General features: G+C 67.0%; 21 protein-coding genes. 17 read left to right on the forward strand and 4 right to left on the reverse strand.

Annotated elements, in window-relative coordinates:
- Positions 1-15: 15 nt before the first annotated feature.
- From ACODT0_RS15360 to arsH, 3 genes are read left to right on the forward strand one after another with little or no spacing between them, the layout of a single operon-like run.
- Complete coding sequence (locus tag ACODT0_RS15360) at positions 16-1,302, forward strand: arsenic transporter (RefSeq protein WP_261209705.1); 1,287 nt, start codon at positions 16-18, stop codon at positions 1,300-1,302.
- A 33-nt stretch (positions 1,303-1,335) separates the two neighbouring features.
- Positions 1,336-1,767 (forward strand): arsenate reductase (glutaredoxin), encoded by a 432-nt coding sequence (gene arsC, locus ACODT0_RS15365; RefSeq protein WP_261209707.1) that lies wholly within the window; start codon positions 1,336-1,338, stop codon positions 1,765-1,767.
- A complete protein-coding gene (gene arsH / locus ACODT0_RS15370; protein WP_261209709.1) occupies positions 1,736-2,470 on the forward strand; it encodes an arsenical resistance protein ArsH in 735 nt (244 codons plus the stop codon). The genes arsC and arsH overlap by 32 nt, the downstream gene beginning before the upstream one ends.
- Here the strand turns inward: arsH and ACODT0_RS15375 are convergent.
- Positions 2,467-3,429, reverse strand: a complete 963-nt coding sequence (locus tag ACODT0_RS15375) for a LysR family transcriptional regulator (RefSeq protein ID WP_261209711.1) — start codon at positions 3,427-3,429, stop codon at positions 2,467-2,469. The two genes, arsH and ACODT0_RS15375, sit on opposite strands and share 4 nt — an antisense overlap.
- Positions 3,430-3,534: 105 nt before the next feature.
- Between ACODT0_RS15375 and ACODT0_RS15380 the strand changes: the two genes are divergently transcribed.
- From ACODT0_RS15380 to ACODT0_RS15390, 3 genes are read left to right on the forward strand one after another with little or no spacing between them, the layout of a single operon-like run.
- Positions 3,535-4,506: a Bug family tripartite tricarboxylate transporter substrate binding protein gene (locus tag ACODT0_RS15380; RefSeq protein WP_261209713.1), complete on the forward strand. Its 972-nt coding sequence runs from the start codon at positions 3,535-3,537 to the stop codon at positions 4,504-4,506.
- An 11-nt stretch (positions 4,507-4,517) separates the two neighbouring features.
- Entirely contained in the window at positions 4,518-4,904 is a 387-nt protein-coding gene (locus ACODT0_RS15385) for a 5-carboxymethyl-2-hydroxymuconate Delta-isomerase (protein ID WP_413764391.1), read from the forward strand.
- Complete coding sequence (locus ACODT0_RS15390; protein WP_489041645.1) at positions 4,901-5,911, forward strand: polysaccharide deacetylase family protein; 1,011 nt, start codon at positions 4,901-4,903, stop codon at positions 5,909-5,911. Before ACODT0_RS15385 ends, ACODT0_RS15390 begins: the two co-directional genes overlap by 4 nt.
- 14 nt (positions 5,912-5,925) lie before the next feature.
- Here the strand turns inward: ACODT0_RS15390 and ACODT0_RS15395 are convergent, their stop codons facing one another.
- Both ACODT0_RS15395 and ACODT0_RS15400 read right to left on the reverse strand, forming a co-directional pair.
- Positions 5,926-7,092, reverse strand: a complete 1,167-nt coding sequence (locus tag ACODT0_RS15395) for a calcium:cation antiporter (protein ID WP_489041646.1) — start codon at positions 7,090-7,092, stop codon at positions 5,926-5,928.
- 136 nt (positions 7,093-7,228) lie between these two features.
- On the reverse strand, positions 7,229-7,864 hold the full coding sequence (locus ACODT0_RS15400; protein WP_261209722.1) for a TetR/AcrR family transcriptional regulator: 636 nt from the start codon (positions 7,862-7,864) through the stop codon (positions 7,229-7,231).
- A 350-nt stretch (positions 7,865-8,214) separates the two neighbouring features.
- On the opposite strand from ACODT0_RS15400, the gene ACODT0_RS15405 reads away from it, so the two are divergent.
- The 10 genes from ACODT0_RS15405 to ACODT0_RS15450 all read left to right on the forward strand — a co-directional run bounded on the left by ACODT0_RS15405 (position 8,215) and on the right by ACODT0_RS15450 (position 20,836).
- Positions 8,215-8,886: a TetR/AcrR family transcriptional regulator gene (locus ACODT0_RS15405; protein ID WP_489041647.1), complete on the forward strand. Its 672-nt coding sequence runs from the start codon at positions 8,215-8,217 to the stop codon at positions 8,884-8,886.
- A complete protein-coding gene (locus tag ACODT0_RS15410; protein WP_261209726.1) occupies positions 8,883-9,632 on the forward strand; it encodes a winged helix-turn-helix transcriptional regulator in 750 nt (249 codons plus the stop codon). The genes ACODT0_RS15405 and ACODT0_RS15410 overlap by 4 nt, the downstream gene beginning before the upstream one ends.
- A gap of 309 nt (positions 9,633-9,941) precedes the next feature.
- Positions 9,942-10,469, forward strand: a complete 528-nt coding sequence (locus tag ACODT0_RS15415) for a fimbrial protein (RefSeq protein WP_261209728.1) — start codon at positions 9,942-9,944, stop codon at positions 10,467-10,469.
- Positions 10,470-10,585: 116 nt separating this feature from the next.
- Positions 10,586-11,392: a fimbrial biogenesis chaperone gene (locus ACODT0_RS15420; protein ID WP_489041648.1), complete on the forward strand. Its 807-nt coding sequence runs from the start codon at positions 10,586-10,588 to the stop codon at positions 11,390-11,392.
- A complete protein-coding gene (locus ACODT0_RS15425; protein ID WP_489041649.1) occupies positions 11,379-14,132 on the forward strand; it encodes a fimbria/pilus outer membrane usher protein in 2,754 nt (917 codons plus the stop codon). Before ACODT0_RS15420 ends, ACODT0_RS15425 begins: the two co-directional genes overlap by 14 nt.
- 83 nt (positions 14,133-14,215) lie before the next feature.
- Positions 14,216-15,244 (forward strand): fimbrial protein, encoded by a 1,029-nt coding sequence (locus ACODT0_RS15430; RefSeq protein ID WP_489041650.1) that lies wholly within the window; start codon positions 14,216-14,218, stop codon positions 15,242-15,244.
- A gap of 317 nt (positions 15,245-15,561) precedes the next feature.
- Positions 15,562-16,134, forward strand: coding sequence for a fimbrial protein (locus tag ACODT0_RS15435; RefSeq protein ID WP_479671754.1), 573 nt, complete (start codon positions 15,562-15,564; stop codon positions 16,132-16,134).
- Positions 16,135-16,363: 229 nt separating this feature from the next.
- On the forward strand, positions 16,364-17,128 hold the full coding sequence (locus ACODT0_RS15440) for a fimbrial biogenesis chaperone (RefSeq protein WP_479671755.1): 765 nt from the start codon (positions 16,364-16,366) through the stop codon (positions 17,126-17,128).
- Positions 17,129-17,210: 82 nt separating this feature from the next.
- Positions 17,211-19,826, forward strand: coding sequence for a fimbria/pilus outer membrane usher protein (locus ACODT0_RS15445; protein ID WP_489041651.1), 2,616 nt, complete (start codon positions 17,211-17,213; stop codon positions 19,824-19,826).
- Positions 19,823-20,836: a fimbrial protein gene (locus tag ACODT0_RS15450; RefSeq protein WP_489041652.1), complete on the forward strand. Its 1,014-nt coding sequence runs from the start codon at positions 19,823-19,825 to the stop codon at positions 20,834-20,836. The genes ACODT0_RS15445 and ACODT0_RS15450 overlap by 4 nt, the downstream gene beginning before the upstream one ends.
- 15 nt (positions 20,837-20,851) lie before the next feature.
- Here ACODT0_RS15450 and ACODT0_RS15455 read toward each other — a convergent pair whose 3' ends face one another.
- Positions 20,852-22,453 (reverse strand): phospholipase D-like domain-containing protein, encoded by a 1,602-nt coding sequence (locus tag ACODT0_RS15455; protein ID WP_413764378.1) that lies wholly within the window; start codon positions 22,451-22,453, stop codon positions 20,852-20,854.
- A gap of 212 nt (positions 22,454-22,665) precedes the next feature.
- Here ACODT0_RS15455 and ACODT0_RS15460 point away from each other — a divergent pair, with 212 nt between their 5' ends.
- Positions 22,666-24,777 carry a TonB-dependent siderophore receptor gene (locus ACODT0_RS15460; RefSeq protein WP_489041654.1) on the forward strand — a complete coding sequence of 704 codons (2,112 nt, stop codon included), beginning with the start codon at positions 22,666-22,668 and terminating at the stop codon, positions 24,775-24,777.
- Positions 24,778-24,791: the final 14 nt, after the last annotated feature.

The raw sequence follows: 24,791 nt of genomic DNA on the forward strand, positions 1-24,791 counted from the left end.
TCGTTTGCTCGCCCCATGCTCACCGCCGTTCTCATCTTTCTCGCGACCCTGGTGCTCGTCATCTGGCAGCCGCGCGGCCTCGGCATCGGATGGAGCGCCGCGCTGGGCGCGCTGGTGGCCCTGGCCCTCGGCGTGGTGCATCCGCCCGACGTCGTGCGGGTCTGGCAGATCGTCTGGAATGCCACCGGGACCTTCATCGCCGTGATCGTCATCAGCCTGCTGCTCGACGAGGCCGGCTTCTTCGAATGGGCCGCGCTGCACGTCGCGCGCTGGGGCGGCGGCAGCGGCGGCCGGCTGTTCGCCTTCATCGTGCTGCTGGGCGCGGCCGTCTCGGCGCTGTTCGCCAACGACGGCGCCGCGCTGATCCTCACGCCGATCGTGATGGCCATGCTGGTGGCGCTGGGCTTCACGCCGGCCACCACCCTGGCTTTCGTGATGGCGGCGGGCTTCATCGCCGACACCGCGAGCCTGCCGCTGATCGTGTCGAATCTCGTCAACATCGTCTCGGCCGACTTCTTCGGGATCGGTTTCAGCGCCTATGCGGCGGTGATGGTGCCGGTCAACCTCGTTGCGGTGGTCGCCAGCCTGCTGGCCTTGCTGCTCTACTTTCGTCGCGACATCCCCGCGCGCTACGACGCCAGCCGCCTCAAGCGCCCGGCCGATGCCATTCGCGACCCGGCCACCTTCCGCGCGGGCTGGGTCGTGCTGGTGCTGCTGCTCGTCGGCTTCTTCGGCCTCGAGCCATTGGGCGTGCCGGTCAGCGCCGTGGCGGCCGTTGGCGCGCTGCTGCTGCTGGCCGTGGCGGCCCGCGGCGAGGTCATTGCCACGCGCAAGGTGCTGCGCGGCGCGCCCTGGCAGATCGTCGTGTTCTCGCTGGGCATGTACCTGGTGGTCTACGGCCTGCGCAATGCCGGCCTGACCGAGCGGATCTCGACGCTGCTCGACGTGTTCGCGCAAGGCGGCATCTGGGGCGCGGCCCTGGGCACGGGTTTCCTGGCGGCCGTGCTGTCCTCCGTGATGAACAACATGCCGACGGTGCTGGTCGGCGCGTTCTCCATCGATGCCTCGGGCGCCACCGGCGTGGTGAAGGAGGCGATGGTCTACGCCAACGTCATCGGCTGCGACCTGGGCCCGAAGATCACGCCGATCGGCAGCCTCGCCACCTTGCTGTGGCTGCATGTGCTCGCGAAGAAGGGCACCACCATCGGCTGGGACTGCTACTTCAAGGTGGGCGTCGTCATGACGGTGCCCGTGCTCGCCCTGACCCTCGCCGCGCTCGCACTGCGCCTGAGCTTCGGCTGATCTGCTTTCTCACCAGCGACATCCCTCCCTTCCATGAGCGACATCACGATCTATCACAACCCCGACTGCGGCACGTCGCGCAACGTGCTCGCGCTGATCCGCAACAGCGGCGAGGAGCCGACCGTCATCGAGTACCTCAAGCATCCGCCGAGCCGCGCAACGCTCGAGCAACTGGTCGCCGACATGGGCATCGGCGTGCGCGACCTGCTGCGCCAGAAGGGCACGCCCCACGACGAGCTCGGGCTGGCCGATGCGAAGTGGACCGATGCGGAGCTGATCGGCTTCATGCTCGCGCATCCGATCCTCATCAACCGCCCGATCGTCGTCACGCCGTTGGGCACGCGCCTGTGCCGGCCATCGGAGGCCGTGCTCGACCTGCTGCCGCACGCCCAGCGCGGCGCGTTCTCGAAGGAAGACGGCGAGCCCGTCATCGATGCGAAAGGCCAGCGTGTCGCCAAGCCCTGACCTGCCGAACCTGGATGCGGAGGCCTTCCGGCTGCCGGACCCACGGCACCTGTGGCCCGCCGAGCGTTCGACGCACGCGCCGCGCATCCTGTTGCTCTACGGCTCGGTCCGCGAGCGCTCGTACAGCCGCCTGCTGACCGAAGAGGCCGAGCGGTTGCTGCGCACGCTGGGCGCGCAGACCCGCGTCTTCGATCCGCGCGGCCTGCCGCTGCCCGACAGCGAACCCGAGGACCATCCGAAGGTGCAGGAGCTGCGCGCGCTCGCGCAGTGGTCCGAAGGCATGGTCTGGTGCTCGCCGGAACGCCATGGCGCGATGACCGGCATCATGAAGGCGCAGCTCGACTGGATCCCGCTGTCGGTCGGCTCCGTGCGGCCGACGCAGGGCAAGACGCTGGCCGTGATGGAGGTCTCGGGCGGCTCGCAGTCCTTCAATGCGGTGAACCAGCTGCGCGTGCTCGGACGCTGGATGCGCATGATCACCATCCCGAACCAGTCCTCGGTGGCCAAGGCCTACCTCGAGTTCGACGAAGCCGGGCGCATGAAGCCCTCGCCGTACTACGAACGCGTGGTCGACGTCATGGAGGAGCTGGTCAAGTTCACGCTGCTGACGCGCGACTGCGCCGGCCATCTGGTCGATCGCTACAGCGAGCGGCGCGAGAGTGCCGAGGCCTTGTCGCGGCGCGTGAACCTGCGAAGCATCTAGCGCCGTGCCTTGCCGGGCGCGGTCCAGCCCGACGGCAGGGCCGGCGCGCCCGCGACCAGCGCATCCCAGAGATGGCGCGACGCGTTCGTGTGATGGCGTGTGCGCGAACGCACGAGGCAGGCCTTGCGCTGCAGTTCGACGCTGTCGATCGGCACCGCGTCGTGCACCGCCAGGCTCGATGCGGCCGCGGCGTTGAGGATCGCGACCATGCCGCTCTCGCGCGCGGCCGCCACCAGGTCTTCGAGTGCATCCGATTCGAGCCGGACCTGCGGCTTGAGGCCCTGCGAGGCGAAGGCCGCGTCGAGCTCGCGGCGCATCATGTATTCGCTCGGCAGCAGCGCGAGCCCGCAAGGCGCGAGCTGCGCCAGCGTGAGCCGCCGCGCGCGCCGCGGCAGGGCGCCGACGGCGACGGCCCGCTCGACGAAGCACTGCGCGATCTCGAGGTCGGCATGGGGATGCGGATCGAAGCTCACCGCGAACTCGAAGTCGCCGCGCAGCACGCCTTCCTCGAGCGCGTGCGCGGTGCGCCGCCGCAGCGCCACGGACAGCGCGGGCCAGCGCGCCTGCGCCGCGCGCATCACCGGCACCACCCAGCAGGCGCCGTAGGACTGCACGAGTCCCACGCGCACCAGGCCCGAGATGGTGTCGGCTCGCTCGGGCACCTCGCGCAAGGCCGACTGCAGTTCGAGCAGGCTGCCCGCGATGCGGCGTTCGAGTTCGTGCCCAGACAGCGTGGGGACCGCGCGGCCGCCGGTGCGGTCGAACAGTGGCACGCCGAGCACCTGCTCGAGCAGCGCGATCTGTTCCGACAACGCGGGCTGCGAGATCGAGCATTCGCGCGCCGCCTCGTTGAAGCTGGGCGCGCGCATCGCGGCGCTGAAGTAGCGCAGTTGCCGCAGCGAAACGAGCTCGAGGGGATCGCGTGCGCGCTGGGCGCGGCTGCTGGGGCGTGCGGTCATGGCTATCGGATTATCCGATGGGGCGTGCCGAAAAATGCGATTTGCCGCGGCCGGCGCATCCTCTGAAACTGCCTCCCAAGACGAGACATCAGGAAGCACCGATTCATGCAGCGACGAAATTTCCTCCAGGCCGGCGCGGCCCTTGCCATCCCCGGCCTTGCCGGCGCATCGCACGCACAGGCCTTTCCCTCCAAGCCGATCCGCATCGTCTGCCCGTATCCGGCCGGCGCCACCACCGACGCGATCTCGCGCCTGATGGCGCATGCGCTGCAGACGGAGAGCGGCGCCACGGTGCTCGTGGACAACCGCGGCGGCGCGGGTGGCAACATCGGCACCGAAGCCGTGGCGCGCGGCGAGGCCGACGGCCACACGCTGCTGCTCGCGGCGCTCGGCCCGATGGCTGCGAATGCCGCGCTCTATCCCAAGCTCAACTACGACCCGGCCAAGGACTTCGCGCCGTTGGCCTGGGCCGCATCGGTGCCGCTGGTGATGGTGGCGCATCCCTCGTTCCCCGCGCCGAACCTGCGCGCGGCGCTCGAGGTGCTGCGCAAGGCGCCGGGCCGCTACTCCTACGCCTCGGCGGGCAACGGCACGCCGCAGCACCTGGCGGCCGAACTCTTCAAGCGCGAGGCGCAGGTGTCGATCCTGCACGTGCCGTACCGCGGCTCGGCGCCGGCGCTCAACGATCTGATGGGCGGCACCGTGCAACTGCTGTTCGAGGCCACGCCGGCGGTGCTGCAGCACATCGTGTCGGGCCGGCTCAAGGCGCTCGCCGTGACCAGCCCCGCGCGCATTCCCGCGCTGCCCGAGGTCCCGACGCTCAAGGAGAGCGGCGTCGATGCGCAGATCGGCGGCTGGTACGGCTTCGTCGCGCCCGCGGCCACGCCGAGCGAACGCCAGGCCTGGCTGGTCGACCACATGCGCCGCGCGCTGGCGCAGAAGAACACGCGCGACAAGCTCGCGGAACTGGGATCGATCACGGTCGACAGCTCGCCGCAGGGCTTCGCGCGGATGATGGCCGGCGAGCGCATCCGCTGGCAGCAACTGATCCGCGAGGCCGGCATCAAGCTGGATTGAGGTCGCGCGCCATGCCCCACATCGTTGTCGAGGCGTCGCCTCCCCTGCTCGCGGCCATCGATTGGCCGCGGACCCTGCGGACGCTGCACCGCGCGCTCGCGGACAGCGGATCGGCCGCGCTCGGCGATCTGAAGTCGCGCGTGCAACCCATCGTGGCCGAACTCTGCGGCGACGAGTCCGGCGCGCAGCAACTGATCGCCACGCTGGTGCTGACGAATCCGCGCGCGAGCGAGGTGAGCCAGCGGATGGCCGACACAACGTTCACGGTGCTGTCCCGCGCGGTCGAGGCGCTGTCGCCCGGCCAATGGGTGCAGTGCTGCGTGTTCCTGCGCGAGCACCCCAAGGCGAACTACTGGAAGCAGCAGTGGAACCCGCCCTCGAAACCCCACCATCCATGAAAGGGATCTTCCAGATGAACGCCAACCCCTCCATCGGCAGCCTCGAGCGCCGCAACATCCTGCGCGGCGGCGCGGGCACGGTGGCGGCCGCCGCGCTGTCCGGCCTGGCAGCCGGCGAAGCGCGGGCCCAGGCGCGGCCGAAGGCCGCGGCCAAGGCCGCTACCGGCCGTCACTGGCCGAACGGCGCGCGGCTCGTGATCTCGGTGTCGATGCAGTTCGAGTCGGGCGCGCAGAGCGAGCACGACAACGGCTCGCCGTTTCCGCCGATGGATGCGAAGTACCCGGACCTGCCGGCGCGCACCTGGTTCGAATACGGCGTGCGCGAAGGCATCCCGCGGCTGCTCGACCTGTGGGACCGGCATGGCGTGAAGGTGACTTCGCACATGACCGGCCAGGCCGTGGAGCGCAACCCGCAGCTCGCGCGCGAGATCGTGCAGCGCGGCCACGAAGCCGCCGCGCATGGCCAGACCTGGACCCCGCACTGGGACATCTCGCCCGAGCAGGAGCGCGCCTCGTACCAGGCCAACATCGATGCGCTGCTCAAGGCCACCGGCACCCGTCCCGCGGGCTACAACGCGTTCTGGCTGCGCGGCACGCCACGCACGCTCGGCATCCTGCAGGAACTGGGCTTCACGTACCACATCGACGATCTCTCGGCCGACGAGCCGATGACCACGCAGGTCAACGGCAAGCCCTTCGCGGTCGTGCCCTACACGCTGCGCATGAACGACATCGCGCGCTTCGGCGCGGAGGGTCCGCTCACGGCCGCGGCCTTCGGCCAGGAGCTCAAGGACGAGTTCGACCAGCTCTATGCCGAGGCGGCCGGACGCCGGCGGATGATGTCGATCTCCACCCACGACCGCATCGGCGGCACGCCCGCGCGCGTGAAGGCGCTGGGCGAGTTCCTGGCCTATGCGAACAAGCACCCGGGCGTGGCCTTCGAACGCAAGGACCGGATTGCGCAGTGGGCGCTGTCCATGCAGGGCGTGCCGAGCCGCACCTATTGAACGGGAGCCTCGGCTCAGGGACTGAAGAGGAGCAGCCCGAAGATCGCGAACAGCGCCAGGTGCATCCAGCCCTGGACCGCCGAGGTCTTCTGGCCGTTGAAGCTCAGCATGCCCAGCGCCACGGTGGCGATGTAGAGCACCGTCTCCGTGTTCGAGATGCCCATGATCACCTGCTTGCCGGTCACGAGGCCGATCACGAGCACGGCCGGCACCGTCAGTCCCACGGTGGAGACGAAGGCACCGAGGCACAGGTTGATGGCGCGCTGCATCTCGTTGTTCATCGCGGCCTTCACGGCCGTGATGGACTCGGGCGTGAACACGATGATGGCGATCAGGACACCGCCCAGGGCGGTGGGCGCGCCCGCCGCCGCGATGCCGTAGTCGGTGACCACCGCGAGATGGTGGGCGAGCAGCACGATCGGCAGGATCAGCGCGATCAGCAGGGCCGAGCGCAGCACGAGGAGCTTCGTGTCCGTCCGCGCGGGCTGGGGCAGCAGGCCGACGGCATGGCGGGCCGGGTCGGCATCGTCGCCCGGCGCGGGCTCCATGTAGAGCTTGCGGTGGCTGCGCATCTGCAGGCCGAGGAAGACCGCATAGACCACGGCGGTGATGGCCGAGATGCCGATGGCCTGGACGCGTGTGAACTCACCCGCGCCGCTCAGATACTTCGGCAGCACCAGCGCGATGCTGGCGAGCAGCACCACCATCGACAGGTAGGAGGCGGTGCCCTGCGCGTTGTAGCGCTGATGGCCGTTGCGGCCGTGGCCCGCGATCAGGCACAGGCCCATCACGAGGTTCATGATGATCATCATGACGGCGAAGATCGAGTCGCGGCCGATGGTGGGGAAGTCGCCCGGCCCCAGCAGCACGGAGGCGATCAGCACCACCTCGATCAGCACGATCGACAGCGTCAGGATCAGGGTGCCGTAGGGCTCGCCCAGCGCATGCGCGAGATGGTCGGCTTCCTTCACCACGCCGAAGGACGCGGCCAGGATCGTGACGAACAGCGCCGCGAACGCGATGCCCGCGGTGACCGGTGTCATCGAGGGGCCGAGCCAGCCGGCGCCGAAGACGGTGAACGCGCCGACGACGGCCCAGGCTGCTATCAGCAGCAGCCAGGTCTGCGGTGGGACGGAGGAGGTGGCGGCGGTGAGGGGCTGCGCGCTGCGAGGATGGACCATGGTTGAACTTCACAGGAAGTGCAGGGTCGTCCCCGGGGCGGCGATCGCGCCCTGGAGTCGTCCCCGGGGCCGAGCGTGGCAGTCACGCTGCGGCGGACTCTATCACGGGGAGCGCGTCGCCGGGACCCGGCTGCCCTCAGGTCGCCTTGCGTGGCGGCGAAGGGGCCACCATGGCCATGAGGCTGTCCATGCTCTTCTCGACGATCTCCATGTCGAGGTCGGGCTCGCGCGCCGCGCGAAGCACCAGGCCGTCGATGAAGCAGCCGAGGGCCATGGCGCGGATCTGGATCTCCTTCTCGCTCACTGTCTCCCCGGCTTGGACGGAGAGGTCCGTCAGCCAGGCGATCAGCGACGCCCTGGCTTCCTTGTCGGCGTCGACGATGTGCTTGGCGATCGCCTCGTTGCGCGTGCTTTCCGCGCTCATTTCCAGGATCAGCGGCGGGCTTGGAACATCGGGGTCGCCCGCGAGCCACCGGCGCAGGTATTCGCAGATGCGGGCCGTCACCACCTTCGGCGTCAGTCCGGCGATGCCCGGGCCGAAGCCGGCCTTGACCTGCAGGCGCATGAGGCCGAGAACGATCTCCTCCCGGCTCGAGAAGTAGCGGTAGATCAGCCCCGGGCTCATCTGCGCGGTCTCGCTGATGCGGGCGATGGTGCCCGCATGCAGCCCGTCCTGGATGAAGCAGGTTCTCGCGGCCTTCAGGATCCTCAGCTTCTGCAACTCGGCCCGCTGTTCGCTGCTGGGAGACGAGCGCTTGATCTTGTTATTCACGCGTGAATTTCCTTGAGGTGTGGTGTCGGCTGGCTGGGGAGCTTACGTCGGCGCTCATGGAGTAAAGAAAGTATAAATGCTCATTCATTTTTCATGATCTGAGAGGCAAGCTTTCGCGGCGCTGGCGCCCTTGTTTCTGCTGTTTGCGGTTGCATTCGTTTTCCCCGAAGAAGGCCGCTGTTTGCTGACAATCGACTGATCTTGCCGAGGGGTGGGCGAGAACTAGTTCCTCCTTTCCGGGGAAATATGACACTTGTCCCTAGGAATCTGGTCAGCAGTGTCGTGGTTGCGCGAAGACTGGAGTAACCTAACAAAAACTGAATGTTCACTCTCTTTTCGTGGCGCGGATTGTGTTTACGAAGAAGTGGGCCGAAAGGATTCAATTGCAGGGAAACAAATTGCAGGCGGCTGGCGCGGTACGGGAGGGTACGGTCCGCGATCGCATTCTCCTGGCCGCGAGTGCGTGCTTCGCGGAGCGCGGCATCCGGCCCGTCTCCATGGTGCATATCTGCGACGCGGTCGGCATGAGCCCTTCCGAGATTCGCCTTCACTTCGAGACCAAGGACGACATCGTGCTGGCCTTGCTGGAGCGTCTGCAGGGCATGGGCCTCGGCGACTTGCCGGATCTGCGGCCCGAGACCGTGGCGGCGTTCGTCTGCGAGCGGCTGCGCAGTTGGCGCGCAACGGGGGCAACGAATGCCGCCTTCGTGCTGGAGGCGGTCGCCGAAGGTACTCGCAGGGCGCGCGTGGCCGGCGCAACGGCCGAAGCTCTGGCGCTCGAGCGTCATGCGCTCGTCGCGCTGTTGCAGGCCCGCATGCGCCAGGCCTGCAAGGCGCTGCCCGAGGCCGAGGTGCGCGGCCGGGTGTTCGCCTTGCAGTGCTTCGTCGAAGGCGTGGTGCTGCGCGTCGCTCGCGAACCGGACATGGATCTCGACATCGTCGGCGAAAGCGTCAGGCGCTTCGTTGCCCAGGCGGTCCCGAGCTTCGAGCCGGAAACACCGACCCTCGGAGTCTGCGCATGAGTCCCGCCACCAACACCGGGCAGGGCCTTTCGAGGTCGATTTCCTCGCTGGCGCTGGTCTTCGGCGACGAGCGCAATCGCGGCACCCTGCGTAGCGCGCTCGACTCGCAGGGCTTCGCCTCGGCTGCCTTCGATTCGGTGCAGACCTTGTGGGAGTCGATGTCCTCGGGCCGTCACTACGACGCGCTGATCGCATGCGCCGACAAGGGATGGAGCCAGCGGCGCTGGGCGAATCTTCGGACCATGGTGAAGCTGCCCATCCTGGTCGTCGTGTCGCGCGATGCCCTGGAACTCGCGGCCACCTTCGACGAGGACTCGCTGAATGGCGAGCGGATCGAATTCGCCACGGCGCCGGTGGATGGCGCCGAACTGGCGATGCGGTTGCGATTGCTCCACACGCGCAGGCAAGGGGGGCACGTGCCGTCTGCCGAGGAAGACCTGATCTGGGGCAGTTTTCATTTCAAGCGAGCGGCGCGCGTGGTGTTGGTCGATGGCGTGGAAGTGCGCTTGCAGCCGCGCGAATTCGAGGTCGCCTGCATCCTGTTCCAGAACCTCGGCAAGGTCGTCGCCCGCACGGAGATCGAGGAGCGGTTGTTCGATCGGCCCAGCAGCCCCGGTTCGCGGGTGCTCGACGTGCACGTGACGCGTGTGCGCCGCAAGCTGGGACTGGGCCCGGAGAAGGGTATCAGGCTGTTGACGATCTACGGAGTCGGGTACCGCCTGGTCGCCCTGAACCCATCGCCCTAGTTGCCGGCCTCGCGAGGCCTTCGCTGCCGTCGACGTGGGTGGGCAGCGTGGCCGATGGTCGTCCGTGACGCGAGCCACGGGGCTTCGTCATCGCGACTCAATCGTCTGAATCGACGTCAAGCCATGCGGGATTCATGCTCAATTCAACTCAATGGGAGATCGCTGATCGAAAACTCGTAGTCAAGAAATCAACCAAGGAATATCAATTCATCTCCGGGCTTTCCGCGTTCCCGCGGCAGCCGGCGATGTTTGTCTCGCAGGGCCTGCCGCCATCGAGCGGGCTCTCATCGATTGAAATCAAGGAATCCAATGCTCAAGCATCCCCTCTCCAAACTCTGCGCATTCGCCGCTGTCGGCGTTCTCTCGCAAGCCGCGATGGCCTATGACGGCACCATCAATTTCCAGGGCGAAATCATCGACGCCACCTGCTCGGTGGCGCCCGGCAGCCAGAACAAGACCGTGCAACTCGGCAAGATCGTGAGCCGGACGCTCACCGGTCTCGGCAGCACTTCCACGCCGGTCGACTTCACCATCGATCTGCTCAACTGCGACACCGCCTCGGCCAAGAATGCGCAGGTCACGTTCTCTGGCACCGCCGATGGCACCAACCTGGCCATTGCCAATTCAGGGCAGACGGTGGCGGCCGCAACGGGCGTGGCGATTCAGTTGAAGGATTCGGCTGGCAATCCGATCAAGCTTGGCGTGGCATCTCCCAGCTACATCCTGGGCAACGGCACCAACTCGCTGCAATTCAAAGCGAACTACCTCGCGACCAAGGATTCGGTCACGGTCGGCCCGGCCAACGGCATGGCCCAGTTCACCGTCGCCTACAACTAAGTTCGGGTGATCCGCGGCCGCGGCTCTCGCAGCCACCGGCCGTTGGCGCCGCCTCGAGGCGGCGCTCCTCTTCGCTTTCCTTTTTCTTCATGTTTCGTACGGCGGCGTACCGCCGCATGGGGCGCGTGCGCCCGAAAACTCCTATGTGCAGCAAGCAGACATTCGGTTGGGCCCTGGCCATGGCATTGGGACTGGGCATTTCATGGCACGCCGATGCGGCGGTATCGCTCAGCGGTACGCGCGTGATCCTCGGCGAGAAAGAGCGCGAGGCCTCGATCCCCATGCGCAATACCGGCGGCTCGCCCTATGTCATCCAGGCCTGGGTCGATGCGGGCGAGGGCCTGACCGACGTGCCGCTGCTGGTCACGCCGCCGCTGTCGCGGCTCGATCCCGGCAAGGAAAACATCCTGCGCATCCTGCGGATGCCCGGTGAATTGCCGCGCGACCGCGAATCGGTGTACTGGCTCAACGTCAAGGAGATTCCCGAGAAGACGCAGGAAGAGAATGTGCTGCAGATCGCGGTGCGTACCCGCATCAAGCTGTTCTATCGTCCCGCCGCGCTGTCGGGCCAGCCGGCGGATGCGCGCACGCAGCTGCGCTGGAGCGTCGCTGCCGGTGCGCCGGACCAGGGGGCGGTGCTGAAGATCCGCAATCCCACGGTCTATCACGTGACCTTCACCGGCTTGACCCTCAACGCCGGCCAGCAGGTGATCCGGGCCGTCATGGTCGCGCCGCTCGCGGAGTCGAGCTTTCCGCTCGATGCCATGAAGACGCCGCAACCGATCGAGATCCGATTCACCACGATCAACGACTACGGTGGCGAAACGCCCGAGGAACGCGTGCGCGTGCCCGTGGCCGTCGAGCCCGTGGCCTTGACGCCCGAGGTCGTCGATACGCCATCCACCAGCGATGCCGCGCGCTGAGGTCATGCGCCGCATCCTGCGCGCCGCGCCGTTCCGTCGCACGCTGTGCGCGACGGTCATCGCGAGCCTCGGCATTCCTGCGTTGGCGCAGCAGGTCGCCGGTTCGCGTTTCGAGGAAGAATTCCTCGGCATCGGCGGCGGCAAGCAACCGCGCGCCGATCTCTCGATCTTCGCCTTCGGCAATCGAGTGCTGCCCGGTACTTATGCCGTCGACGTGACGGTCAACGGGCGGGCCGTTGGCCGCAGCACCATCCGGTTCGACGACGTGCCGGGCAAGACCGATGCCGTGGCCTGCCTCACGCGCGGCATGCTGGGCGGGTGGGGTGTCAACGTGGAGGCCTTCCCCGCGCTGGCCGGCGCGGCCGACGATGTCTGCGTGGACCTGCCGGCCAGCATTCCCGAAGCGACCGTGAGCTACGACGCGGGCCAGCTCGCGCTGTCGCTCGGCATTCCGCAGGCGGCGCTCAAGCGCGCGGCGCGCGGCGCGGTCGAACCGGCGCGCTGGGACAGAGGCATCACCGCCGCCATGCTCGACTACCAGCTGAACTTCGCGCGCCACGGCGGCGACAACCAGCGCGAGCGGTCGAACCTCTTCGCGAACTCGCCGAGCCTCTTCGACGCCAATCCTTTCCTCGACCGCGGGCGCCAGGATGCCCAGCGCAACACGCTGTTCGCGGGCCTGCGCGGCGGCTTCAACATCGGCGACTGGCGCATGCGCCACTACTCGACCTACAACCGCGACACCGACGGCCGCGGCCGCTGGCAGGCCGTCACCTCCACGCTGCAGCGCGACCTGCCTTCGATCCAGGGGCAACTGCAGATCGGCGACGGCAACACGCCCGCCAACTTCTTCGACAGCGTGCCGTTTCGCGGCGTGCAGATCGGCACCGACGAGGCCATGCTGTCCGACAGCCAGCAAGGCTACGCCCCCACCATCCGCGGCATCGCGCAGACGAACGCGCGCGTCACGGTGCGCCAGAGCGGCTATGTCGTCTACAGCACCTTCGTCGCGCCGGGGCCGTTCGTGATCGACGACCTCTATCCCACGGACTCCGGCGGAGACCTCGAAGTCACGGTCACCGAAGCCGACGGGCGCGAAAGCCGATACATACAGGCCTTCTCGGCGGTGCCGACGCTGCTGCGCGAAGGCACCTGGCGCTACGGCGCCACGGTGGGCAAGTACCGCAGCGCCTTCGGCTACAGCAGCAGCTACATCGGCGACATGCGCCAGGGCGGTGCCGGCACGCTGCTGGCACCGTGGCTGCGGGAACAAGGCGCGCGCATCGAGCCGGTCTTCGTGCAGGCGACCCTGGCGCGCGGCCTGGGCAACGACTACACGGTCTACGGCGGCTTCATGGCCTCGAGCCGCTACCAGTCGGTGCTGGCCGGCGTGGGCAGGAACATGCGAAGCTTCGGCGCGCTGTCGCTCGACCTCTCGACCGCCAGCACCACGGCGCCGCGCGGCCTGCCGACCGATCCGGCCGGCACGCCGATGGCGTTCGCGCTCGGCGGGAAGGAGCGCCAGAGCGGCCAGTCGCTGCGGTTCCTCTACGCGAAGTCCTTCGTCGACAGCGGCACCAACTTTCGCGTCGCGGGCTACCGCTATTCCACCAGCGGCTACCGCACCTTCCAGGAAGCCGTGGACATGCAGGCGCTGTCGCCGTCCGAGCGCCTGCACAGTCGGCGCAACGAGCTGCGTTTCGAGCTCGCGCAGAAGGTCGGCGACTGGGGCTCGCTCTTCGCCTCCGCGCGCCAGCAGAGCTATTGGGGAACCTCCTTCAAGGACCGGCTGGTGCAGCTGGGCTGGTCGGGCAGCTACAAGCAGTTCAGCTACAGCGTCTTCTACAACCGCAGCGCCTACCAGGACCGCCGTGCCACGAGCCAGCTCATGTTCACGCTGAGCATTCCGCTCGGCACTTCCGCGGCCAGCGCGCAGTACGCGGTCTCGCGCGATCGCGAGGGCAACACCAGCCAGCAGGTGAGCCTGTACGGCGCGGCCCTGGAGGATCGCCGCCTCAGCTACAGCGTGAGCGCCAGCCATGCGAGCGAGCAGGGCGCCGGCGGCAGCGTGGGGGGCAGCTATCTCGCGCCTTTCGGCCGCTTCGACCTCGGCCACTCGCAGGGCCGGGGCTTCCGCCAGACCACCATCGGCATGGCGGGCGGGCTGCTGGTGCATGGCGGCGGCATCACGCTGTCGCAGCCCCTGGGCGAGACGGTCGCGCTGGTGCAGGTGCCCAAGGCCGGCGGGGTCGGTTTCGACGCGCGTCCGGGCGTGGTGACCGATGGCTCGGGCAGTGCCGTCATCCCGAACCTCAGCCCCTACCGGCTCAACCGCGTGGCGGTGCGCACGCAGGACCTGGGCGACACGACGGAAGTGAAGTCCGCCGCCACCGAACTCGTGCCGACGCGCGGCGCGGTGGTGCTGACGACCTTCGAGACCTCGGTGGGCTACCGGCTGATGCTGACGCTCACCGACGGCCGCGGAAAGCCGCTGCCCTTCGGTGCGCGCATCGAGAACGATGCCGGCCAGGAGGTCGGCATCGTCGGCCCCGAGGGCCGGGCCTATGTGACCGGCGCGGGCCAGAGCGGCCGCCTCGCGGTGCGCTGGGGTCAGCGTTCGGCGAACCAATGCGCGGTGTCGTACAGCCTGCCCGAAGAGGCCAGTCCCTTGCCCGTTCGCCAGTTCGTGGGCCGGTGCACCGACGAGGCGCAGGCCGTCTCGCTCAAGGGCCGTCGATGAGATCGTGTCCTTCGTCCGTTCAGGCGGATTGCCACAGGGGCAATGCGTGCCCGAACTCCCACGTTTCGTGAAGTAGAGAAGACATGTCAATCAGAACGATGGCGAGAAAGATCCGCGTGTTGACGCTCTGGACTGCTGTCGCCATGGCGGCGACCGCGGCGCAAGCGGAGGAATGTTTCTATTCGAGCGGCATACGAATCGGCGAATTCAGCTTCGACTTCGGCCAGGTGGTCGTGGACAACAACCAGCCTGTAGGAACGGTTCTGGCACATCGGCAAGGTGCTCTCAGAAACGCCTGGATCGCCAACTGCAACTTCGGCCAGTCGTTGACGGTTCAACTGAGAGGAACCCAGGGGGCGCTCGTGAGCAACACCTCCATGTGGGAAAGAATCTATTCCACCAATGTACCGGGGGTCGGATACCGGGTGCAGGTCATGGGGGGGCGGGAGAGCGCCACGGGCGCGCTTCCGTTCGAGTTCTCGGTCGACGGCACGACGCCTGGCGCCACCACCTCGAACTACCGCGGCTGGGTCCAGTTCAACTTCGACCTGATCAAGACGGCGAAACGCGTCGGCAACGGGCTGTTGACGCCCGGACTCTATGGACATGCGATCGTCGCCAACAAGCCGCAGGACTACTATTTCCGGATCATCCTCAACGGTGGAAAGATCGTCGCACCTTCGTGCACCGTGACCGAGCCATCGCGCAAGCTCCTCGTTCCGATGGGCCGCGTGCCGATCCGCGATCTCACCGGTGGCATCGGAACCGTTGCACGCGATACGCCGTTCAACATCGAGGTTGCTTGCCAGGCGGCACCGGGCTCCGTGCAGTCCACCGTATCGATGACCATGGACCCCACGAACGCGACCACGCTGCCGGGCGTGCTGGGGATCAACGAAGCCGGCTCGGCGGGAATCACGGCCAGCGGCGTCGGCATCCAGGTGCTCGACGCCCAGCGCCGACCCGTGGAGTTCGGCAAGGCGATGAGGGTGGGTGAGTCGAAAGACTTTACCTATGCCGTGCCCTTCGTCGCGCGCTACATGCGAACCAGTGGCGAGCTGAAGCCGGGCATTGCCAATGGGACCGCGACCATCACGCTGACGCATCAGTAGGCGGCTTCGTCGCATCCCGCGCTTGCGCCGGTGCGGTGCCCTGTCATTGCGTTCTTGCAAGGCGGCTGCGTTCGTCTTCTGCCTTGCATTTCGAGACTTCTCGCGTCGATCGCTAATAAATCCTAGTTAAATTGAATGATGAAAATAAATTCACTATTTCAAATTAACCATTGGTCGCTAATATGAAGGATAGTTAATCACGTTGCTGTTCCATATTGTTTTGTGGAATGCATTTTTATTGCATGGATGGATAGGATCGCATTGGTCTGCAGGATGTGCAGGCTAATTATTAGTATCTACTTTTATTAAGGAATCCAATGCTGAAGAATGCATTCACCAAGCTCGCAGTAATCGCCGCTGTCGGTGCCCTGTCGCAAGCCGCGATGGCCGCCGACGGTACGGTCAACTTCACGGGCGAAATCACCGACAGCATCTGCTCGGTGGCGCCCGAGAGCGTGAACATGACCGTGCCTCTCGGCAAGGTGTCGAAGAACGCCTTCCCCGCAGTGGGAACGGGCTCCACCGCGGCCAAGTTCACCATCAACCTGCGCGACTGCCCCGCGGGTACCAACAAGGCCAAGGTGACCTTCTCCGGCGCCGGCGTCCCCGGCAACATCGCCGCGGCCGAAGGCCTGCTGAAGGTCAACAACTCCGGCTCGACCGTCGAAGCCGCCAAGGGCGTCGGCATCGAGATCGGCGATGCGAATGGCCTGAAGATCCCCCTGGGCGCGGCTTCGTCCGAATACATCCTGGGTGCGGGTGACAACAACCTGAAGTTCCAGGCGCGCTACGTGTCCTTCTTCCCGGTGACGCCGACGGCGCCGTCCACGGACGCCCTGACCGCCGGTCCGGCCGACGGTACCGCGCAGTTCTCGATTGCCTACAACTAATCGGGCTTGATGGCATGGGGTCCTTGCGGCCCCATGCCTTCATCGACGCGCTTTCGGCGGCGCAAGGCCGCGCAGCTTTCGCGTCGAAATTTCCTTTTATCGGCTTTTTCTTCGAGGCGTCGTTGTCGATGCGTCGGGGTGCTTGCGTGCGCGTGATGGGCGTGGCTCGCGCAGGGGACTAGATATGTGCAGCAATCAAAGAATTCGGTGGGTCTTCGGTGCCCTGGTGATGTTCGGGCTTCAGGCGCTGGCGGGTGCGAGCGTGATGCTCTCCGGCACGCGCGTGGTCCTGAACGAGAAGGACCGCGAGACTTCCCTTCCGATGAAGAACACCGGTACGTTGCCCTATGTGGTCCAGGCCTGGGTCGACGCCGGCGAAGGCAACAACAAGACCCCGCTGATCGTCACGCCGCCGCTGTCCCGGCTCGATCCGGGCAAAGAGAATCTCTTGCGCATCATGCGTGTCGGCGGCGAATTGCCGAAGGACCGCGAGTCGGCGTTCTGGCTCAACGTCAAGGAGATCCCCCAGAAGCCGAACCAGGAGAACGTGCTCCAGGTGGCGATACGCAACCGGCTCAAGCTGTTCTACAGGCCCTCCAATCTTCCGGGCTCGGCCGCGGAGGCGCGCGGCCTGCTCAAGTGGTCCGTGAGCGAGGGGCCCGGGGGGCAGGGCGCCGTGCTCAAGGTCGGCAATGCGAGTGCCTTTCACGTCACCTTGCTGAAACTCACGGTCAACAAGGGTCAGGGCCAGGACAAGAAGGACCAGGAGGAGCTCGATGCGGGCATGGTCCCGCCGTTCGGAGAGTTGAGCTTTCCGATCCGCACCCTCAAGAGCCCGCAGGCCATTCAGATCAACTTCACGACGATCAACGACTACGGCAGCGAAACGCCCGAGGAGTTCGTCAGGGTGCCTGAAGGCGCTCAACCCGTGGCCTTGACGCCCGAACTGGTGCCGAAGGCCGAAGCCTCCACCATCAACCGCGCACAGCGCTAGGCCGATGCGGTGCATGTATGTCCGGCGGACGCGCGCAGGCGCGCCATTCCGCCTCAGTCTGTGCGCACTCGCGCTCGGTGCCATGGGCGTCCCCGCCTTTGCGCAGCAATTCGCCGCCTCGACCTTCAACGAAAGCTTCCTCGGCGTTGGCGGCAACCAGCAGAGCGCCGACCTGTCGCTGTTTGCCTTCGGCAATCGTGTACTGCCGGGTCAGTACACCGTGGACGTGTCGGTCAACAGCCGAGGCGTGGGGCAGATGTCGATCCGCTTCGATGCCAAGGAGGGCAAGAACGACGCCGAGCCTTGTCTCACGCGCGGCATGCTCGACGAGTGGGGCGTCAACGTGGCGGTGTTTCCCGCCCTGGCGACGCTCGCGGACGAGGCCTGCGTTGATCTGGGCGCGGCTGTTCCCGATGCCTCCTTCAGTTACGACAGTGGCAAGCTGCACCTGGCACTCAGCATTCCGCAGGCGGCGCTGAAGCGCTCGGCGCGCGGTGCCGTCGATCCCGGCAAGTGGGATCGGGGCATCACGGCCGGCATGGTCGACTACCAGATCAACTTCTCGCGCCATGGCGGCGACAACTACCGTCGCGGGCCCGATCCCTTCGCCATACCGCGCAGCGCGTTCGACGGCAACCCCTTCCGCGAGCCCTACGAAGAGCCTCGGCGCAACAGCCTGTTCGTCGGCTTGCGCGGCGGCTTCAACTACCGCGACTGGCGCTTTCGCCACTTCTCGACCTACAGTCGCGGCACGGACGGCAAGTCCCGCTGGCAGGCGGTCAACACCTATGCCCAGCGCGATCTGAGTTCGCTCAATGCCCAGTTGCTGATCGGCGATGGCAACACGCCCGGCAACATGTTCGACAGCATGCCGTTCCGTGGGGTGCAACTCGCCTCCGACGAGGCCATGCTCCCCGATAGCCAGCAAGGCTATGCCCCCACCATCCGCGGCATTGCGCAGACCAACGCGCGCGTGACGGTGCGGCAGAACGGCTACACGATCTACAGCACCTTCGTGGCGCCCGGTGCGTTCGTGATCGATGACCTCTATCCCACGGCGTCGAGCGGCGACCTGGAAGTGATCGTCAAGGAAGCGGATGGCCGCGAGATCAAGTACATCCAGGCCTTCTCCGCAGTGCCCACGTTGTTGCGCGAAGGCACGTGGCGCTTTTCCGCCACGGTCGGCAAGTACCGCCGCGCGCCCGGTGACGACTACTTTCCCTACGCCGGCGGAATCGCGCAATCGCCATGGGGCCTGCCGCTGCGATCGCGTGCCGAGCCGGCATTCGTGCAGGCCACGGTGGCGCACGGCCTTGGCAACGACTACAGCGTCTACGGCGGGTTCATCGCCTCCGGGCGCTACCAGTCGGTGATGGCCGGCGTGGGCAAGAACATGCGCGCCTTCGGCGCCATTTCCGCCGACCTGTCGGCCGCGCGCGCCGTCATGCCGCTGCCGCTGCTGGTCGACAGGACCTACAACGGCCAGTCGGTGCGCTTCCTCTACTCCAAGGCCTTCGATGCGGGGACCACCGTTCGCGTGGCGGGTTATCGCTATTCCACCAGCGGCTACCGCACTTTCCAGGAAGCCGCGGACATGCAAGGCCTCGATCCGAGCGAGCGTCTCAACAACCGTCGCAATGAACTGCGCCTGGAGCTCTCCCAGTCGCTGGGCGACTGGGGCTCCATGTTCGCCTCGGCGCGCCAGCAGAGCTACTGGGGTACCAGCGCCAAGGACAGCCTGGTGCAGATCGGGTACTCGGGGAACTACAAGCAGTTCGGCTACAGCATCTACTACAACCGCAGCAGCAGCTACCGAAGCAACAAGCCCAGCAATCAGATCATGCTCACCGTGAGCATTCCGCTGGGTGCCTCCGGTGCCAGCGCCCAGTATGCGATGACGCAGGAGCGCAAGGGCCGCACCAGCCAGCAGGTCAGCGTGTTCGGCACCGCGCTCGAGGATTCGCGTCTCAGCTACAGCGTATCGGCCAATCGGGTCGATGACTCCGGATCGACCGGCAGTGCCAGCGCCAGCTATCTGTCGCCGGTGGGGCGCTTCGACCTCAGCCATTCGCAGGGCTCCAGCTACCGGCAGACCAACTTCGGCGTGGCGGGGGGCCTGTTGGCGCACGGCGGTGGCGTGACCCTGTCGCAGCCGCTGGGGGACACCATCGCACTGGTCCAGGTCCCCAAGGCTTCCGGCGTGGGCGTCGAATCGCGCCCCGGGATCGCCACCGACTGGGCGGGAAATGCCGTGATCGCCAACGTCAGTCCCTATCGGGAGAACCGTCTGGCTCTGCGCACCCAGGACCTGGGCGAAACCGTGGAGGTCAAGAACGCGGCGATTGCGGTCGTCCCCACGCGCGGTGCGGTGGTCTTGGCGAAGTTCGAAACGGCCGTGGGTTTTCGGCTGATGTTGACCCTGAGCGACCGCAAGGGCGAGCCGCTGCCTTTCGGCTCGGTGGTCGAGAACGAGACAGGCCAGGAAATGGGCATCGTGGGTCCGGATGGACAGGCCTTCGTGACGGGGGCTGAACAGAGCGGGCGCCTCACGGTGCGATGGGGGCAGCGCGAGGAGGACCGCTGCACGGTGGTCTACAGCCTGCCCGAGGAACCCAACCCGCCTCCGATCCGGGAACTGAACGGGCAGTGCGAGACGCCCGCCGGATCGAAGGGCGCGCAACCAAAGGAGGTGAAATGAACCGCTGCCATCCATTCCATGCCATGAAGGCCGCGCGCCGTTCCCTCGGTGTGGCCGTGACGGCGTTCGCGCTGTCGTCCGGTGCCCTGGCCGAGTGCTACGTCGTGCCAGGCTACATCGAGAAGACGGTCAACATGTCGATGGGTCGGGTGTACATCCCGAACGATCTCCCGGTTGGCGGCCTGATCAGGCGCGAGATATTCCCGCTGACCCTCACTGGCAACGACAGACCCTGGACCTGCCCTGGCGGCGGTACCGTGAGAGGCGTGATGCTGCAGGGCACGGCGGTGCCCGGCTACAACAGTGTCTTCACCACCGACGTACCCGGCGTAGGCATCCGGCTTTCGCGCTTCTTCGGCGGGACCCAAGCCAGCACCTACTACCCGCACACAATCACGAGTTCCGATTTCGGATGGTTCCAACCGGGCTCGGCCTTTCAGGTGGAGCTGTTCAAGATCGCGGCCCGCACGGGCAGCGGCCCCTTCGCGCAGGGCACCTACACCCGGTATTTCTCCCAGGGGTCGGACCAACGCTCGGTGCTCACGACCTTCCTGCTGGGGGAAGGCATCACGATCATCACACCCACCTGTTCGGTGGACGCCGGCTCGCGCAACATCCTGGTGGATTTCGGCAAGGTGGCCAAGGGCGACTTCAGGGGCAAAGGCAGCACCGCGGCCGAGCGCAAGTTCAGCATCAAGCTCAACTGCCAGTCGGGACCGGGCGTCCAGAACATGGTGCTGCTGCGCATGGATGCCGTGCAGGACCCGTCGAACGAACCAGGCGTGCTGCGCATCACCCCGAGCGGGACCGTACTGACGGCGCAGGGCGTCGGTATCCAGATCGTCGACGACAAGCAGATGCCCGTGAAGTTCGGCGATGACGCGGAGGTCGGCCCGTCGAAGGACGGCTCTTACATCGTGCCCTTCACGGCGCGCTACTACCAGACCGGCGACAAGATCGGGGCGGGGCGGGCGGATGGCACCGCGACCTTCACGATCATGTACAGGTGATCGCGCCGGCGATCCTTAGAGCTGGTCCGTCGGCACGAACCACGAGAACAGCAGCAGCTGCAGCCGCGTCAGCATGCTCGAATCGGGCTCGCTGTCGAGCACCTCGTTGTTGACGTCCCCCGTGCCGATCCACTGCACGTTCTCGCCATCGGGCTTGAGCACGACGCGGTAGACGCCCTCGATGTCGTCGAGCTGGTAGGCATAGAGCAGGGCCTGGGTCAGGTCGAAGCTGCGCACGCGCACGCCGAACTCGGTGTTGAGCAGGGCCGAGCGCGGGTCGAGGTTCATCGAGCCCAGCATCACCCATTCGCGGTCGATCAGCGCGAGCTTGGCATGCAGCCGGCCGCGCGCCTTCTTCAGCAGGTCGCGGAACTGGCCGCTGCGCTTGAGCTGCTGGGTGCTGACCTCGTAGAGCTCCACGCCGAGCTTGAGCATGTCGACGCGGTAGCGGTTGTAGTTGATGTTGACCAGCGGCTCGTCGCTGTCGGCCAGCGAGTTGGTGATGACGCTGACCTGCACGCCGCGCCGACGGCCTTCGCGGATGCGTGCCATGCCCTCGTCGCCCGGGATGAAGTAGGGCGAGATCACGAGCACGCTCGAGCGCGCGGTGGCGGCCAGTTCGTGGAAGCGCTGCGCCACCGATTCGGTGGGATGCCGCATCACGCCGAGCGCCTTGTTCGGGCTGTCGGCGGTGGCGTGCGCATCGGCGCGCATCCATTGCAGGGTGGTGATGTTCAGCAGCTGCAGGCCGAGCGGCGGGTCGCCGAGCACGTCGCTGTCGCCCGGCGGGTCGGGCCAGGGCGCGAAGCGCAACGAGGTGGCGGTTTCGAAGTCGGCCTTCAGCACGGCCGGCGTGCGGTGGTTGATGGCCACGGTCTCGATCGGATAGACGACGTCGCTGTTCCAGTAGGTGTCGAAGACCGCGGCCGATTCGGCCACCACCGGGCCGGCCATCAGCAGTTCGAAGTCGATGAAGTTGGCGACCTCGCTGCGCAGGAAGTATTCGTCGGCGAGGTTGCGCCCGCCCGCGATGGCGATGGCGCCGTCGGCCACGAACAGCTTGTTGTGCATGCGGTGGTTGAGCCGCCGGAAATCGCCGAAGAACTCCATCCAGCGCGTGGCCGAGTGGTCGCGCGCGTTCACGAAGGGGTTGAACAGCCGCACCGAGGCATTCGACTCGGCCGCCAGGCCGAGCAGCAGCGGATCCATGCCGGAGGTATAGAAGTCGTCGAGCAGCAGCCGCACGCGCACGCCGCGGCGCGCGGCATCGCGCAGCTCGCGCAGCAGCAGGCGGCCGGTCTTGTCGTTGCCGAGCTGGTAGGTCTGGACGTCGATCGAGCTCTGGGCGCGGCGGATCAGCTCGAGCCGGGCATCGAGCGCGAACGAGGCCTCGATCAGCGGCCGCACGCTCGACAGCCCGTCGCGCGGCGCATCGAGATGGGCGGCGGCGCGGCCGAGCAGGGTGGCATTGGAAGCGGGGATGGCGAGCACCGGCGTGTCGGCCGCCCGTGGCGGCAGGCCGGCACAGCCTGAGAGCACGAAGGCGGCCGCCAGCGCGAGCAGCCATGCCGCGGCGCCGCGCAGGGCGGGGAACCGGGAGGCGAGGGAGGTGTGCATGACGGCGGACGCGAATGTTGCAGGGGCGGCAGGCGAAGCTTGACGGGACTATCCCGCGCCTGGTGCGTGCCGATGCCAGCTGCGTTGCGCCGGAACAACGAATCGCCATCTTCCGCAGCGCCCCCTGCACCCTCCCGGAATTGTCAAAAATGTGAACTACTTCGTTCTAGAATGAGAATGATTCTTAATGTCTTGTGAGGAGCGGAGTGGGAATGGCGGTCTTGTTGACGCGGCGCAACGGTTTGGCGCTGATGGGGTGTCTCGCGATCTACGCGAACCAGCAGGTGCTGGCGCAAACGGCCGCCACGACGGCACTGCCCGAAATCCGGGTCGAGGCCCCGGCCGAAACGGCGACCACGCCGGTGAACGGCTACCGCGCGAGGAATGCGGCGACCGCCACCAAGACCGACACGCCGCTGGCCGAGACGCCGCAGTCGGTGACGGTCGTGACCCGCGACCAGATCCTGGACCAGGGCGCCACCAACCTGCAGGACGCGCTCACTTACGCGGCCGGCGTGCGCTCCGATGCCTACGGCCTGGACTCGCGCTCCGACAGCTTCCTGGTGCGCGGCAGCGATGCCTCGGTCTACCTCGACGGGCTGCAGCTCTTCTCCGCGGGCTGGTACACCGCGACCGCGCGGCCCGACCCCTACACGCTCGAGCGCCTCGAGGTGCTGCGCGGCCCGTCGGGCATGCTGTTCGGCGCCGGCACGGCCGGTGGCGTGATCAACATGGTCAGCAAGCGGCCGCAGACGCAGGCCGCGCGCGAAGTGGGCGTGCAGTTCGGCTCCTGGGGCCGCAAGCAGATCCAGGCCGACCTGACCGGACCGCTGACGGCCGACGGCGACTGGTCGTACCGCCTCGTGGCGCTGCAGCGCAAGTCCGACACGCAGGTCGACTACGTGCCCGACGACCGCACGCTGGTCATGCCTTCGCTGACCTGGCGCCCCAGCGCCGCCACCTCGCTGACCCTGCAGGGCCTCTACCAGAAGGACAAGACCGGCAGCACCTCGCAGTTCCTGCCGTGGCAGGGCACGATCCTGCCGAACGTCAACGGCAAGCTGCCCGTGAGCCGCTTCATCGGCGAGCCCGGCGACGGCTACGACACCGAGCGCAAGACCTTCGGCTGGCTGTTCGAGCACCAGTTCAACGACAACTGGTCGTTCCGGCAGAACTTCCGGATGTCGCGCACCTACAACGACTCGCACTACCACTATGCGGACTTCTTCTCCATCCCCGGCGGCTGGGGCATGGACCCGATCGGCCAGCGCGTGATCGGCCGCATCAACGACAAGTCGCTGACCTGGACCCGCATGACGGGCATCGACAACCATGTCGAGGGCCACTTCGACACCGGCGCGCTGCGCCACACGCTGCTGGTGGGGGCCGAGTACTCGCGCCAGCGCCAGGACAAGTACGAAGGCTCGGCCTATAGCGCCATCGACGCCTACACCCCGGTCTACGGCCTGGGCTACGTGCCGGTGACGGACCTGAGCTGGAAGCCCCGCACCACGCAGCGCAATGCCGGCGTGTACCTGCAGGACCAGATGAAGCTCGACAACTGGATCTTCGTCGCGGGCCTGCGCCATGACCGCAGCACGGCCGGCACCGAAGGCAGTGCCTCGGAGACCACCACCGCCACCTCGCGCCGGCTCGGCGTGATGTACACGCTGCCCTCGGGCTGGGCGCCCTACCTGAGCTACACCGAGTCGTTCACGCCGCAGGCCGGCACGGACGCCAACGGCCGGCTGTTCAAGCCGCTGCGCGGCGAGCAGGTCGAGGCCGGCGTCAAGTACCAGCCCATGGGTTCGCCGACCAGCTTCACGGCCTCGGTCTTCTCGCTCAAGGAAAAGAACCGCACCGTCTCCGACAGCACCAACCCGAACTACGGCCGCCAGGTCGATTCGAGCAAGAACAAGGGCCTCGAGCTCGAGCTCAAGACCACGCTCGCGCGCGACCTCGACCTGATCGCCAACTACACCTACATCGAGGTCGATCCCAAGCTCACCGACACGCCGCGCAACCAGCTGTCGGTCTGGGGCAAGTACCGCTTCGCCGTCGGCGGCATCACGGGCTTCTCGGCCGGCGCCGGCGTGCGCTACATGAGCGGCTTCCGCGACATCGAAAGCACGGGCGCGGGCCCGCGCGTGCCGTCGGTGGCGCTGCTCGACCTGATGCTGGCCTACGAGTCGGACCAGTGGCGCTATGCGCTCAACATCAACAACGTGACCGACAAGATCTACTTCAGCACCTGTCTGGCCCGCGGCGACTGCTGGTACGGCACGCGCCGCAACGTGGTCGCCACCGCGACTTACAAGTTCTGAGGCTTTTGCAGCCG

The sequence above is a fragment of the Variovorax sp. FG153 genome (genome assembly GCF_057809595.1).

Bases quoted from the DNA above. Each gene is read 5' to 3' on its own strand.
- ACODT0_RS15415 (WP_261209728.1), top strand. From the start codon at position 9,942: ATGCTCAAGCATCCCCTCTCCAAACTCTGCGCATTCGCCGCTGTCGGC.
- ACODT0_RS15380 (WP_261209713.1), top strand. From the start codon at position 3,535: ATGCAGCGACGAAATTTCCTCCAGGCCGGCGCGGCCCTTGCCATCCCC.
- arsH (WP_261209709.1), top strand. From the start codon at position 1,736: ATGCGAAAGGCCAGCGTGTCGCCAAGCCCTGACCTGCCGAACCTGGAT.
- ACODT0_RS15455 (WP_413764378.1), bottom strand. From the start codon at position 22,453: ATGCACACCTCCCTCGCCTCCCGGTTCCCCGCCCTGCGCGGCGCCGCG.
- ACODT0_RS15410 (WP_261209726.1), top strand. From the start codon at position 8,883: ATGAGTCCCGCCACCAACACCGGGCAGGGCCTTTCGAGGTCGATTTCC.
- ACODT0_RS15435 (WP_479671754.1), top strand. From the start codon at position 15,562: ATGCTGAAGAATGCATTCACCAAGCTCGCAGTAATCGCCGCTGTCGGT.
- ACODT0_RS15460 (WP_489041654.1), top strand. From the start codon at position 22,666: ATGGCGGTCTTGTTGACGCGGCGCAACGGTTTGGCGCTGATGGGGTGT.
- ACODT0_RS15385 (WP_413764391.1), top strand. From the start codon at position 4,518: ATGCCCCACATCGTTGTCGAGGCGTCGCCTCCCCTGCTCGCGGCCATC.
- ACODT0_RS15445 (WP_489041651.1), top strand. From the start codon at position 17,211: ATGGGCGTCCCCGCCTTTGCGCAGCAATTCGCCGCCTCGACCTTCAAC.
- ACODT0_RS15450 (WP_489041652.1), top strand. From the start codon at position 19,823: ATGAACCGCTGCCATCCATTCCATGCCATGAAGGCCGCGCGCCGTTCC.
- ACODT0_RS15375 (WP_261209711.1), bottom strand. From the start codon at position 3,429: ATGACCGCACGCCCCAGCAGCCGCGCCCAGCGCGCACGCGATCCCCTC.
- ACODT0_RS15360 (WP_261209705.1), top strand. From the start codon at position 16: ATGCTCACCGCCGTTCTCATCTTTCTCGCGACCCTGGTGCTCGTCATC.
- arsC (WP_261209707.1), top strand. From the start codon at position 1,336: ATGAGCGACATCACGATCTATCACAACCCCGACTGCGGCACGTCGCGC.
- ACODT0_RS15440 (WP_479671755.1), top strand. From the start codon at position 16,364: ATGTTCGGGCTTCAGGCGCTGGCGGGTGCGAGCGTGATGCTCTCCGGC.
- ACODT0_RS15425 (WP_489041649.1), top strand. From the start codon at position 11,379: ATGCCGCGCGCTGAGGTCATGCGCCGCATCCTGCGCGCCGCGCCGTTC.
- ACODT0_RS15430 (WP_489041650.1), top strand. From the start codon at position 14,216: ATGTCAATCAGAACGATGGCGAGAAAGATCCGCGTGTTGACGCTCTGG.
- ACODT0_RS15390 (WP_489041645.1), top strand. From the start codon at position 4,901: ATGAAAGGGATCTTCCAGATGAACGCCAACCCCTCCATCGGCAGCCTC.
- ACODT0_RS15395 (WP_489041646.1), bottom strand. From the start codon at position 7,092: ATGGTCCATCCTCGCAGCGCGCAGCCCCTCACCGCCGCCACCTCCTCC.
- ACODT0_RS15420 (WP_489041648.1), top strand. From the start codon at position 10,586: ATGGGGCGCGTGCGCCCGAAAACTCCTATGTGCAGCAAGCAGACATTC.